This is a genomic window from Spirochaetota bacterium (genome assembly GCA_040756435.1).
In the GTDB taxonomy this organism is placed as follows: Bacteria; Spirochaetota; UBA4802; order UBA4802; family UB4802; genus UBA4802.
In genome coordinates, this window is sequence record JBFLZD010000007.1 from 24,187 (window position 1) to 38,285 (window position 14,099).

10 protein-coding genes are annotated in these 14,099 nt (G+C 36.7%); 7 read left to right on the top strand and 3 right to left on the bottom strand.

Annotated elements, in window-relative coordinates:
- Positions 1-576 precede the first annotated feature (576 nt).
- From AB1444_03415 to AB1444_03425, 3 genes are read left to right on the top strand one after another with little or no spacing between them, the layout of a single operon-like run.
- Positions 577-1,209: a DedA family protein gene (locus tag AB1444_03415; protein MEW6525700.1), complete on the top strand. Its 633-nt coding sequence runs from the start codon at positions 577-579 to the stop codon at positions 1,207-1,209.
- Between the two features lie 47 nt (positions 1,210-1,256).
- Positions 1,257-3,656, top strand: a complete 2,400-nt coding sequence (gene lon / locus AB1444_03420; protein MEW6525701.1) for an endopeptidase La — start codon at positions 1,257-1,259, stop codon at positions 3,654-3,656.
- Positions 3,657-3,705: 49 nt separating this feature from the next.
- On the top strand, positions 3,706-4,956 hold the full coding sequence (locus AB1444_03425; GenBank protein ID MEW6525702.1) for a hypothetical protein: 1,251 nt from the start codon (positions 3,706-3,708) through the stop codon (positions 4,954-4,956).
- A gap of 24 nt (positions 4,957-4,980) precedes the next feature.
- Here the strand turns inward: AB1444_03425 and AB1444_03430 are convergent, their stop codons facing one another.
- The 3 genes from AB1444_03430 to AB1444_03440 are packed head-to-tail and all read right to left on the bottom strand — an operon-like array spanning position 4,981 to position 8,715.
- Entirely contained in the window at positions 4,981-7,152 is a 2,172-nt protein-coding gene (locus tag AB1444_03430; GenBank protein MEW6525703.1) for an alpha/beta fold hydrolase, read from the bottom strand.
- 13 nt (positions 7,153-7,165) lie between these two features.
- Positions 7,166-7,588, bottom strand: coding sequence for an NUDIX hydrolase (locus tag AB1444_03435; protein ID MEW6525704.1), 423 nt, complete (start codon positions 7,586-7,588; stop codon positions 7,166-7,168).
- A 47-nt stretch (positions 7,589-7,635) separates the two neighbouring features.
- Positions 7,636-8,715, bottom strand: coding sequence for a PAS domain-containing protein (locus AB1444_03440; GenBank protein ID MEW6525705.1), 1,080 nt, complete (start codon positions 8,713-8,715; stop codon positions 7,636-7,638).
- Positions 8,716-9,084: 369 nt separating this feature from the next.
- On the opposite strand from AB1444_03440, the gene cimA reads away from it, so the two are divergent.
- The 4 genes from cimA to AB1444_03460 are packed head-to-tail and all read left to right on the top strand — an operon-like array spanning position 9,085 to position 13,944.
- A complete protein-coding gene (gene cimA, locus AB1444_03445; protein ID MEW6525706.1) occupies positions 9,085-10,671 on the top strand; it encodes a citramalate synthase in 1,587 nt (528 codons plus the stop codon).
- A 24-nt stretch (positions 10,672-10,695) separates the two neighbouring features.
- Positions 10,696-11,490, top strand: coding sequence for a glutamate racemase (gene murI / locus AB1444_03450; GenBank protein MEW6525707.1), 795 nt, complete (start codon positions 10,696-10,698; stop codon positions 11,488-11,490).
- A gap of 4 nt (positions 11,491-11,494) precedes the next feature.
- Positions 11,495-12,436: a peptidylprolyl isomerase gene (locus AB1444_03455; GenBank protein ID MEW6525708.1), complete on the top strand. Its 942-nt coding sequence runs from the start codon at positions 11,495-11,497 to the stop codon at positions 12,434-12,436.
- Between the two features lie 8 nt (positions 12,437-12,444).
- On the top strand, positions 12,445-13,944 hold the full coding sequence (locus AB1444_03460) for a spiro-SPASM protein (GenBank protein ID MEW6525709.1): 1,500 nt from the start codon (positions 12,445-12,447) through the stop codon (positions 13,942-13,944).
- Positions 13,945-14,099: the final 155 nt, after the last annotated feature.

Genomic DNA, 14,099 nt, shown 5'->3' on the forward strand with positions numbered 1-14,099 from the left:
AATTTTGTTGTTTGAAAATATTAATTCTTTGCTTTCAGCTCAGAATGATACATTACAATCATATATCAACATACCATTGTCAATAATTTAATGTTATTGGATGTATATATAATAGACATTATCAATTCATTAAATACCTTTAGCTGAACTAACCTACTTTACGGCTAATGTATATACTGCATAAGCATACTTGACAAAATAATGAGAACATTATAACGTTGTACATGCAAAGGATTTGATGTCCACTTGAGCAATAATAGTATAACAAGTAAATCAATTTTTTCAATACCTTTTTATAGTATTTTAAAACAATCAGTCACAATGATATATGCCATAATCAATACCCTTAGTATCACTATATTAGTTTCAATAATAATACTATGTAAATCATTAATTATTCCTAAATGTTTAAATTTGAATAAAATATAAAATAGTGTACACCCCCGCCGCCTAAGGCGGCGAGGATGTACACTTTATTCTTTATGAAATTTTTTAAGTAATTATTACTGTATGTAAATTATTTTTTTAGCTAAGCACATCCATAATTCCTAACGTTTATAAAAGAATGAAGTTATTATGTTAGATGACCTTATACAACAACTGCCTGCTTTATTAGATAGTAAAAGCAATCCATTACTGTATCTACTTCTGTGTATATCTGCAGTAATGGAAAATCTGATTCCGCCTGTCCCTGGTGATGTTGTTACCGCATTTGGTGCTTTCATGGTAGCAACAGGTAAATTACATTTTTTCTGGGTTTACCTGTCAACAACGGTTGGTTCAGTTATTGGATTTACACTTCTTTTTTTGGTTGGCAAGTTTTTTGGCAAAGAACTGCTGATCAAAAAAAACTTTACTTTCTTCAAAAAAGACGCTATATTAAAAGCTGAGCAATGGGTACAAACATACGGAATATGGCTGGTTTTAGCCAACCGTTTTTTACCCGGTATTCGCAGTGTTATTTCTTTGACTGCAGGCTTTTCAAATTTATCTACATATAAAGTCCTGTTGTTTTCATTTATCAGTTCATCAATATGGAATCTTATTCTTATATACTTAGGATATTCATTGGGCAATAACTGGCTTACAGTACAGAGTAAAGTTAGTCACTTTTTATCACAATATAGCAAAGTAATAGGTCTGCTTTTATTATGTCTTGTAATAATCTACTTTTTTATTAAATTAAAAAAATATGTAGCCAAAAAATAATTATTTTGATAGTATTAAAATCACGTATGTTTTTATGGAGCTAATTAATGAATTTTGAAGAATACTTTGATAATGACACCATTCAGATAGAAAATACCATTCTTGCCAGCGACCTGTCAAAAATTGATACCAATCTACCTTCTACTATACATATCATACCTGTACGATACAGGCCCATATTTCCTGGTATTATTACTCCCCTCATAATTGCAAAACCACGGTTCATGCGATCAATTGATGATGCACTAAATACCTCGCGAGCTATTGGTTTAGCTGTATTGAAAGATGATGATGTTGAAGATGTGGAGATAGATGACATAGAAATGTTTGGCACCGCAGCAAAGATAATCAAAAAGATTAACCTTCCGGATGAAAGCATTAACGTCCTTATAAACAGTATCTGTAGGTTCAGAATCACTAAAATTATCGATGATAAAAAAAGTATTATTGCTAAAGTTGAATACATTTATGATAAAGCAAATCCAAAAAACCTTGAAATCAAGGCATTAACCCGCGCTATTTTGAGCCAGCTTAAAATACTATCCGAAAGCAACCCTCTGTTTACTGAAGAGATGAAACTCACCATGCTTAATGTTGATGAGCCTGGCCGAATAGCTGATTTTGTTACATCCATATTAAACCTGGAAAAACAGGAATACCAGAATATTCTGGAGACAATTAACGTAAAAAAGCGCCTTGAAAAGGTACTGGTACTTTTGCAAAAGGAGCTGGAAGTAGTTTCGGTTCAGCGCAAAATCCAGAACCAGATAAACGAAAAAATATACAAACAGCAACGCGATTACTTTTTACGTGAGCAGTTAAAGATAATCAAGCAAGAATTAGGACTTGATGATGACCGCACAAATGAAATTCAGCAGATGAAATCTAAAATTGAATCCTTACATCTCAAGGGTGAACCAAAAGAAAAGATACAGGATGAGCTTAACCGCCTTTATTACATTGAATCAAATACACCTGAATACATCATAGCCCGTACCTATTTGGATACGGTACTTTCCCTGCCATGGAATACCTATACAGAAGATTGTCTTGACATTACACGGGCGGAAAAAATCTTAAAGAAAAGCCATTATGGGCTTGATGATGTCAAAGAACGAATACTGGAGTTTCTATCGGTCAGAATGCTTAAACCAGATTCAGGAGGCTCAATTCTATGCCTTGTTGGCCCTCCAGGTGTTGGAAAAACCTCACTTGGGCAGGCTATAGCTGATTCATTAAAACGTACATTCTTTAGGGTATCATTAGGTGGTATACGGGACGAAGCTGAAATAAAAGGCCACCGCCGTACCTATATTGGAGCAATGCCGGGAAAAATCATTCAGGGCTTAAAAGTTTGTAAATCCAAAAATCCTGTTTTCATGCTTGATGAAATTGATAAACTGTATCAGAGCTATCAGGGTGACCCTGCAGCTTCGCTTCTGGAAGTCCTTGATTATGAACAAAACCATTCTTTCAGGGACCACTACATTGATATGCCGTTTGACCTTTCAAAAGTACTGTTCATTACCACTGCCAATACCACCGACACCATACCTGATGTTCTGCTTGACCGTATGGAAGTCATACGTATTCCCGGCTATATTGTTGAGGAAAAATACAAAATTGCAAAACATTTTCTTTTACCAAAACAGCTTAAAAAGCATGGTTTGCCAAAAAATTCCATTGAACTTGACAGGGATGCTCTCTTGTATATTATTAATGGTTGGGCACGTGAGGCAGGGGTTAGAAATCTGGATAGACAGTTAGAACGCCTTTGCAGGAAAAAGGCAAAATCAATTGTTAAAAAAGATAACTCATTCCCTCATCACCTTGATGAAGAATCAATACGCTCGTTACTTGGACCGGAATACTATACCGGTGATACAATACCTGATAAACTCAAACCAGGCATTGCAATAGGACTTGCATGGACATCAACAGGCGGATCTGTTCTTCTTGTTGAGGCACTTTCCACGCCAGCACAGGGTTCTTCCACTTTAACGCTTACAGGTAATATTGGCGATGTGATGAAGGAATCAGCAACTATCGCTTATAATTATATTAAAAATTACTTTAATGATGACACTAACGCAATAGACTTTTTTAACAAGAATAATATCCATATTCATGTTCCGGCAGGAGCTATACCAAAAGATGGTCCTTCGGCAGGAATAACAATGGCATCAGCGCTTTATTCACTTATTAAGCATATACCAGTTACAAAACGCATCGCAATGACCGGTGAGCTGACGCTTTCAGGAAGAGTGTTACCTGTTGGTGGAATAAAAGAAAAGCTTATTGCAGCAAAACGTGAACATTGCAATACAGTCATCATGCCACTGGAAAATAAGAAAGAAATGGGCGATATTCCATCGCATATCACACGGGGATTGTCACTATATTTTGTTGCCCATGTGAATGAAGTCTTTGATATACTATTTAAGTAATTTATTTTACCGTACTTTTTGCGTACTATTACAATAGATGGGGCTACCTGTGAAGAAAGTACTGATATTCATGTGTATATGTATACTGAGTTTTTCTGTATATGCCAGTGCTCAGATTGCCGGTACCGCAATGGGGGGCATATCTACAGTTACTTCTGAAGGAGCAATCGATACTACACGAAACCCTGCTTTGCTTGGAACATTACCAGCAGCATCAACTTCATTATACCTTATGGGAAATGTTTATTATAATGAAAATTCAAACCCTGAATTTAATGCATCTGGATTAACCATATATTCCATAAAACAGGAAAACGACTATAATTATTTTATTTCATTATTTGCTGGCTATGCAAAACCAGCAGGCAACGGAGCAATTGGCTACAGCCTGTCCTCAAAAGAAAATTTATATTCAAGAAGAAAAGATACTCAGACACTCAAAGGTAGTATTCCACCCGATTTTGTGCAAACAGAAACAACGACAACCAACCAGATAAACCCTACGCTGAGCGTTGCATACGGCTGGAAGCTTTCAGACAATACGTTTACCGGCATTCAGTTAGAAATAACACCATTTTTTTCAAATAAAAAAACTGACAATAATAACTCTCTGGGAACCAGTTACTCATACACCAAGCAAGAATATGGTGTTATCATCCAGCCTTCTTTGGGATTTTTACTCATCAGCAATGATTCACAGGTAGGGTTACAGTTAAGTCCTTCCACAATAAAGTGTGTAAAAAAGAAAGCGGATGCTGATTTCACCGGCACAAAACTTTCATATAGCGACAGCTGGGATATTCAGCAGTCTGAGGGACCAAAGATAGTTGCCGGTGGATATTCAAAAATACATCCACACGTTGGTTTAGCACTTGAATTTGGATTGTTTTTGCCGTACTCGTATACCAATACCGATATAAATGTCACGGATAACCCCCTCCCTGCAATCAATCATTCATCATTAACTATCAATAATGACCCAATTGTTTCTATGAAAGGTGGTTTTCAGTATGTGTTTACAGAAAAACTTGAATGCATGGCAGGTATTGCATTTTTTCATTTTTTGAATACTGCTGGAAATTCTAAAAGCTATGGGAAAGGCAAAATTAATTTCACATTAATAACATTTGCCACAAATTATTCATTTTCATCAGCAATAGTGCTTTCAACGATGGCCTTGATAACCAATAGTGCATTTGAATCATATTATCATGTTGCAGACACAATGTCTCTGGATGCTAAAACAAAAATAAATTCATGGAATGTAACAGTTGGCGCAGGCCTATCGTATAGATTGTAATTATAGCAAGGGTATGATTCCCTATTACTCATAATCTTTAATAAATGCAGACACCCTGCGTGCCACAACCTTACCTTCTTCACCACGGGTAATCCCATGGCTTTTTGAATGCACCATGGTAAATTCCTTCTTTTCAGAGGGGATCTTCATGAACATTTCAAATGCACCCTTTGGGTCCACAGTCTTATCACCTGTACCCTGCATAATTAACACTGGAATATGTATATCAGTAAGCCGCTCTTCCACAAGGTTCATTAATGATTCCATTTGGTGAATGCCCGAAACAGGATTTCGCAAATAGTTGATATCCGGGTTATCCGGATGATTGGGAATATAATCCAGTCTGCCAATTTTTTTTATTTTTAAAAATGAAAGAAATTTATTCCAGGTATCCACTACTGGAGCAAGGCCTGCAGCAATATTCTGCAGTCTAAACGGTGCGCTGATAGCAATAGCACCCTGCAGCACATCTTTCTTATTGGCAGCATGCAATAGTGTAAGCCCGGCACCTGTTGAGAATCCACACAAAAATATTTTTTGAGTACTATTCTTTAAAACAATGTACCCCCGGTTCACCGATTCATACCACTCTTCAAAGCTTCGCGTTGCTAAATCCTCAGGTGATGTACCATGACCCCGCAATCGTGTACAATACACTGTATACCCTTTTTTATACAGAAATTCAGCCAACTGTCGCATCTCTTCAGGTGCTGCCATATATCCATGAACTAGCACAATTCCAGTGCACGCAAACCATCTTTTTTTATACAAAGGCATCCCAATATGCTTTGGCTTTGTTTCACCCTGTTTAAAAAATTCTTTATAGTCTTTTTCAAATATCTCTATATCTCTTTTATAAAAACTTTTGACAAGCTTACGCCGTATACAAAACATTGGGGTAAAGAAAACTCTATCAAGCTTTTTAACCACCTGATCTAACGGCTCAATCTCATTTTTTAAAACTTCAACAATATTATCTTTCCGTATGGTGTGAAATTCATACAGTCTGGAAAACTTTTCCTTATTTTTATATATAATCCCATCCTTAATTGAAATTAATCCTTCAGATTTTGCTGCATCTATAAAATCATTGTATCTTCCATGAGGATCATCGGTTAATAGATATCCCTGTTTCAGCTGAAGTGACGTGTGACATGTAGCTAAATTCAATTTTTTTACAGCTTCTATTGCACAATACGCTTTAGTTTTAAAATCAGTTTCTTTAATGCAATTCTTTGTTTTAGTCAAAAAATACGAAAATATATGATCATGATTAAGGGTTGTCATACCATAAATATCACGCATATACCGGTACATGATATCAATTGCTATCTTCCTGAGTAACACATCAGATTGTAACTCTTGCGGATCCAAATACAATTTCCTGCTTTTAATTTTTTGTTTTGCAAGATAGCTTTTTAAATAGGGGCTTATGGCAATGGGATTACCAAAATTAATATCAATATCAACCCCTTCAACAAGCATTGTCCCTTCAACTTCAAGTTCCTCTTCAATACGCTCTGGCAGGGATTTTACCAGTTTGTTTGCAATTTTATTGATTACATTGGCACGCGCTCTGATTGGGAAATAGGTAATATTAACAGGTACTATATACGTTTCCTGGTTTGTTATGTGCGATAGTTCCTGCTGAGATATTCCAAAGTGTGCCATCAGATTGTTCAGCTCATCACAGGCATTGCGCTCATTACAACTTTTGAGCTCCTCCCTATAAAATTGTGCACGTAATGCAATAAAAGCTGCTCCGGTATGAGGGGGCCTTCGTATCCCTGAATTGTACACCATATATTTCCCACGCTCAACAAGCTTTTTATCCTTAACCATCTGGCCTTCGGGGAATATGATGCAATCCATATCACCACGAAGCAATGCTCCAATAAACTTTACATCCCGCAGAGGGTCTTTAGTTGACACTGCCCCCACCTTTTCCATGAATTTGCCAAACCCGCCAACAAAGAAGCTATGGTGAGCAAGCGAATAAATATATTTCCCTGTGATTTTATGAATCACATTGGGCAGGAAAAATGTTTCCATACGGGTGAAATGATTTACCACAAAAACTACCGGTGCTTTGGGAATTCTATCAGCATCATGTACGCGTATATCAGCCTTACTGAATTTTGCAAGTATATCAATTGCCTTGCCTGTTAGATTTAATAGATTGTAGGATAAATCCATGGCTCTTCCCTTATTAATATGTATTATGTTTAAAATCTTCAATTATTGATGCATGGTCAAATGCAATAGGTTGCGGTAATTCATTAACATTAAATATTCCTATCTCTTTAGCATCATCCTGTGCCCGTGGTATACCTTTTGCCTTTGCTACATATACTGTAGTGATTGTATGCTGTCGTGGATCCCGTGATGGGTCAGAATATGTGTGAAATTGTTTTAACAATGTCACGTCTAATGAAGTTTCTTCCTTTGCTTCCCGTACTGCTGCCTGCTCTAATGTTTCACCATAGTCAACAAAGCCACCTGGCAATGCCCAGCCATATGGTGGGTTTTTTCTTTTTATCAATATAATTTCATCACTCCTAATAGTACCATTTTCATCTTCCAGTAATATTATTATGTCTACTGTTGGTACCGGATTACGGTATTCAGACATGAGCATATCCTCTTCAATCTGACACAAATTGCATTGGCTAAAAATTACTACGAAAAACGTTTTACCAGTGTAATTTCATTTCCCTTTTCATTAAAAGATACTTCAAAAATATCCTGCAACATGGTCAACCCAACACCATGGTAATTATAGATCAAATTGCCATCAGGAGTAGCTGAAACATATTGTTTCCAATCAAAACCTTTCCCTTCATCGGTAATAATATATTTTACATAATCAGAAAAAAGATAGTATTGTACTTTAATTTTTCTATTTTCTAAATTGTCTTTATTGCATATATCAAGCACATGGTCCCAGTAGTTACCTTCCATTTTTTTCAATCTGCTTTTTGTTTCAAAATCTATCTCTAAATTGCCATGCTCTATTGCATTAATAATGGCTTCCTGCAATCCAAGCTGAATGCGGATAATTTCACGCTTCTCCAGATACGGCTCTAAGTTACGTGTCAGACGGTATGATAGCAGGTTAACCATACGTATATTGTTATCAATAATAAATTCTGCATATTCTGTTTTCAGATAATGGCTGGTGAGAAAATCAGACTGTATAACCCTCCCAATGGCAAGAATATACTGCAAGCTGTTATCCTGAAACACTGGAATTAATTTAAATGCTATTGATTTAATTTCAGAATGATGTTGAACCTTACAGGGCAATACTATCTCGGCTTCATAACCTTTAAAGACATCCCTGAACCGGCTTAACAAAAGGTCCCGCAACCGTATTGAGTCCTCAAAAGATTTTTCGTATAAAATAATCCTGAAAGGCTGATTAACAATGTCTTCTTTATCATATCTAAGAATTGTTGTGAGCGAAGGATTAACACTCAATATTTTACCAAACATATCAAGCAGGATTATGATCTCATCTGAATGCTGGATAATAACATCTTTTAATGCTAATTCATTTTTACTGGTTACTATCTCCCTGGTAGCAGTAATTAAAAACCGTATGGTTGTATAAATACCTATACTTAATGTCGTAATAAAAAGAAAAAATAAAAAAATATATAATGGCACTGAAATTAAATGTTTGCTGACATGGTAAATAAATATATAGATAACCAGCGGAAGAGTAATTATTAACAGTGCTAATATACCATATAACAACGCAATCCATTTTTTTCTGTTTTTGAGTATAAGTATATGTTCTGATCTGTTTCATATCTAACGCCGGCAATACCTATAGCAAAATGATCACTTTTAAATCCTCATAAAGGGTAACAAAACCCGTTACAGTAACCCTAATAGCATTATAGTAAATATTTATTATAAAATACAAGCAAATTGTTTTTAATGGGAAAAAAATAGCTTGAATAAATAGTATACGCTTATTTGATTGCATTACCCTATGTGTTATGGTAAAATGCAAAAAAATATAACACTTATGATAAAATTATTTAATAATATTTGTAGTATATAGTAAAATGTAATATATTTATCTTCATACAATATATCTTAATTTTTTTATAGCTATATATGGATACTGAGAAAAAACACATTATACTCTATGACACCACATTACGGGATGGTGCACAAACATTTGGGATATCCTTTTCCCTGCAGGATAAAATACGGATTGCACTGGAATTAGACAGGCTTAATATAGATTATATAGAAGGCGGTTGGCCGGGTTCCAATCCAAAAGACAATATATTCTTTTCAGAGATCCGTAAAGCCAACCTGAAACATTCTAAAATTGCTGCTTTTGGTTCAACAAAACGTCCAAAGATGAAATTAACAGAGGACACGCTGTTACAGGATCTTATTAATTCCAACGCTCCCACCTTAACTATTGTTGCAAAATCCTGGGATTTTCATGTCACCGATGCCCTGAATATAAGCCTTGAAGAAAATTTAGCTCTTGTATATGATACTGTTGCATATTTAAAGGATAAAGGCTTTGAAGTATTCCTGGATGCGGAACATTTTTATGACGGTTATAAAGCCAACCCTGACTATGCCATGAAAGTTCTGGAAAGTGCGGTAAAAGCAGGCGTTGATATGCTGGTACTGTGCGACACCAACGGCGGCACACTGACTCATGAAATCAGCTCCATAACAGGAACAGTATGTTCTATATATAACACTCCTGTTGGTGTTCACCACCATAACGATGCTGGGGTGGCTGTGGCAAATGGTATAGCAGCTGTATTAAGCGGAGCCATTTCAGTGCAGGGAACCATCAATGGGTATGGTGAACGCTGTGGCAACTGCGATCTGACTACCTTAATCCCTAATCTTGTATTAAAATTAGGGTATAGCTGTAACGCTGCTGAATCACTGCATCATTTAACTGAAACAAGCCGCTATATAAGTGAAATTGCAAATCTGGCACATAATGAACGCGCTCCATACGTGGGCGATAATGCATTTGCCCATAAAGGTGGTATCCATGTATCAGCACTTAAGCGCAATACATCTACTTACGAACATATAAACCCTGAACTTGTGGGCAACAGGCGAAAGGTTCTTATTTCAGAACTGGCAGGTAAAAGCAACATTCAGGTAAAAGCTCAGGAATTAGGTATTTCTATAAATAAAATTGAATTGCCAGAAAAAATACTCAGGCGCATCAAGGACTTAGAAGATCAAGGATTCCAATTTGAAGCAGCAGAAGGTTCGTTTGAATTATTAATCAGGCGAAGCAATGGCGAATATGCACCATTTTTTACCTTAAAGGGTTTCAGGGTAATCACTGAAAAAGATGAATCAGGCAGGGTAACCTGCGAGGCTACCATAAAAGTTGAAGTAGATGGCCAGATTGAGCATACTGCTGCAAACGGAAACGGCCCCGTTCAGGCACTGGATAATGCATTGCGTAAGGCACTGGAAAACTTTTATCCGGAAATCCGTGAATTACAGCTTTCTGATTATAAGGTACGCGTACTCAATGAAAAAGATGGCACAGGTTCTTCCGTCCGCGTCCTAATTGACCAGAAACGCCATACGCAGCATTGGGGCACGGTTGGGGTTTCTACCAATATTATTGAAGCTTCATGGCAGGCACTGGTTGATGGCATAGAATACATGTTGCTTAAAACACGAAAAAACTCAACACATTAGTATAAACAGGCATAATCAACTGTTATGGATTCACGACCCATTGGCATATTTGATTCCGGTATTGGGGGGCTTACGGTATGTAAAGCTATCAATAAGCTCTTACCCGGAGAAAATCTTATCTATTTTGGTGATACAGCTCGTTTCCCCTACGGTACCCGCTCTGCAGAAACCCTTATACGCTATGCACGGCAGATTACTTCATACCTGCTATCACGCGATGTCAAAATGATTGTGATTGCATGCAACACATCATCAGCAGCAGCGCTTCCCACTCTTCAGCAGGAGAATACTATACCCATCATTGGCGTTATTAATGCTGGTGCCCGAGCAGCATGTAAAAGGGTTCATAACAATCTGATTGGAGTTATTGGCACCCGTGCAACTGTAAATAGCAAATCGTATGAAAAAGCAATTCATGCCATTAACCCCGCTATCACCGTAATTCAACAACATGCCACCCTGCTGGTATCACTCATTGAGGAAGGCTGGATTGAAGATGATGTTACCAGGTTAACCATACAACGGTATCTGCACCATATGATTGATCAGGATTTAAAAACCCTCATCTTAGGCTGTACACATTTCCCAATACTGAAAAACACCATTCATGAAGTATATCCCCAGCTTGATTTAGTTGATACAGGGGAAGAAATAGCCAAAGAAGTAAATGAAATTTTAATTAAAAAAAATCTTGCAAATAATTCATCTTCAGGCACAATAGAGCTCTATGCATCGGACATTACTGATACCATGCAAAATTTAAAAAAATTATTCTTCAATGGGCATGATGTCCCTATTGAAAAACTCGTTATAGGATAGCTCAATGATAAAAAAACTTTGCATTATAATTGTAACCATTGTTACAGCCGTGCCTGTTTTTGCCTGGGAAACTTTTGACAGAGTAATTGCTGTTGTTAATGATACTGCCATAATCCAGAGCGAACTCATGCGCCGTTACCAGATAGTTACCAGGAAACAAACACCTAAAAAACCTGAAGAGCTAAATTCCATCCTTGACAACCTGATTGAAAGAGCGCTCATTGAACAGGAAGCCCGTGAACAGGCAATAATCATTAGCGATGAAAAAGTAATGTCACATATAAACAATATTATGAAATCGCAGAAGATTTCTTCTCTGGATGTTTTTAAAAAGATGGTTGAAGAAAAAGAAGGAATCAGTTTTGATGAATATAAAGAAGAAATTCGCCAGAGCCTGCTTACTGAAATGCTTGTGTCACTGGCAATAGGTGTTTCACCACCATCAAAAGATGAGGCATATCAGTGGTATAAAGAAAATAAAAATAAATTGGGGAATGAAGTACATATCAAGCAGATAGTTATACGGCCAAAAAACTCAAGTTTTGCCGAGGAAAAGCGTGCCAATGAATTAATAAAGCAGATACGCGACAGCATTTTAAAAGGTGAATCATTTGAAAAACTTGCCTCACAATATTCAGAAGACCCAAGTGCAAAGAATGGCGGCGACATTGGCTGGCTTGCTTTAGCTGAAATGGATCCGTATATGGCAAACACTGTATTCAGGATGAAAAAACCCGGTGAAATATCACCAGTCATAAAAACACAAACAGGCTATACAATCGTAAAACTAATGGATTCACGGCCAACATCATTTGAAACAGTGCAGGATAGAATCTTGAATATGCTGTATCAACGCAATATGGGCGAACAGTTCAAAAAATGGATTGTAACCCGCAGAGCACAATCCGATATTAAGATATATCTTGAAAATTACAGGCAGAGCTAGGAAATACCGTGAACACGCAAGCCTTAATTTTTGTCGATAGCTCAATTAAAGATGACAATCCTTTAACATTCAACGGACAGTTTATCCCAGATAGTATTGCACAGAAAATACAATCCCTGCCTGCTATTGAATCCATCCATTACTGTATTCCAGAGTCTTATACAGGTAAACTAAAACAGGCTGGTTCAGTTTTTACCTATTCAAACACTGACACCCCTGAAATGTGGCACCAGATTTTTACACAGACAGGTGCACTCCACATCATAAAGATACCTGCTGATGCAGCGTTTTTCCAGCCTTCAATAGTATCTGAAATGCTTGATACACACAGTAAATATCTTTCAGAATTTACCTTTTCCTACAACCTGCCATCAGGCTATGCATGTGAGATTATATCAAAATCAGTTCTTGAAAATCCGCTTGCAAACCCAACGCTACCAAACTCACTTTGCGACATTGTTAAAAGCAATCTTAACCAGTTTGATGTGGAACTGTACTATAAAGAACCGGATTTGCGCTGGCACAGGGTAAACTTTAGAGCCGCAAACATCCGCGACCGGCTTGTCATGCAGAATATTATCGCTGTCAATAACCAGACACCACCATACGAATTGTTGCAGGATATAATCGAAAATCACCCGGAGGTTCTTTTTAGCACACCTTCCTATGTAGAAATTGAACTGTGTGGGCATTGTAACATTGACTGCATATTCTGCTATCGCAATATACTATCGCCTCAGCATGGCATCATGGAACTATCCACACTCCAAACGCTTCTTGAAAAGATGCGATTGTTTAATACACCATATGCTGTGTGTTTTGGTGGAAGTGGCGAGCCTCTGCAGCATCCGCAATTTTATAAGGCACTGGAACTTTGCAACAACGAAGATTTGATACATACCATTGTTATTGAAACAAATGGCATTGCTGCCAACACTGCTTACGCATCAGCTCTGGCTTCTTTTACAAGCAATAAAGTAACCACCATAGTGAATATTAATGGCCATAACGCTGAAAGTTATCAAAAGCTGCATAATGCTGATTATTTTAACACAGTTTACGATAATATACTGAAACTGAAAGAAATTCTTGAAACAAACAACAAACTTAACAACAATCTTTATATCCAGATACTAAAAATCAATGAAACGGAGAATTTTTTAGATAGTTACTATGATTATTGGGAACAGCATAAGATACCTATTATTTTACAAAAGCAAAACACCTATCTTGGACGTATTACCGATAGGCGTTACTCAGACTTAACACCACTGCAGCGAAAACCATGCTGGCACCTGCGTCAGGATTTATATATATTAAGCGACGGCACCATTGCATTTTGCAAACAGGATATAGATGGAGCAGCAAAACGCGGCAATATTACTACTGATGACATGAGTGCTATCTGGAAACAACAACAAGAGCATTTTGTTAATGACTATAAGGGAAACAGGGCAAAAAAACCTGATTGCGCATTGTGCGATGAATGGTATACTTATAATTTATAAAATTTTTTATATTAAATGGATATAAAAACGCCCACCTTTTTTACTGTAAATATGTATAGGTTATCGCGAATTTTTTATTTATTTTATTTGAGGAATTATCTGTTAAATATTATTAAATGTGAGTTACCAAACTTTCCGGTAAATTTTTTTATTGT

Coding starts and splice junctions, on each gene's coding strand:
- AB1444_03415 (MEW6525700.1), top strand. CDS start 577: ATGTTAGATGACCTTATACAACAACTGCCTGCTTTATTAGATAGTAAA.
- lon (MEW6525701.1), top strand. CDS start 1,257: ATGAATTTTGAAGAATACTTTGATAATGACACCATTCAGATAGAAAAT.
- AB1444_03430 (MEW6525703.1), bottom strand. CDS start 7,152: ATGGATTTATCCTACAATCTATTAAATCTAACAGGCAAGGCAATTGAT.
- AB1444_03435 (MEW6525704.1), bottom strand. CDS start 7,588: ATGTCTGAATACCGTAATCCGGTACCAACAGTAGACATAATAATATTA.
- cimA (MEW6525706.1), top strand. CDS start 9,085: ATGGATACTGAGAAAAAACACATTATACTCTATGACACCACATTACGG.
- murI (MEW6525707.1), top strand. CDS start 10,696: ATGGATTCACGACCCATTGGCATATTTGATTCCGGTATTGGGGGGCTT.
- AB1444_03455 (MEW6525708.1), top strand. CDS start 11,495: ATGATAAAAAAACTTTGCATTATAATTGTAACCATTGTTACAGCCGTG.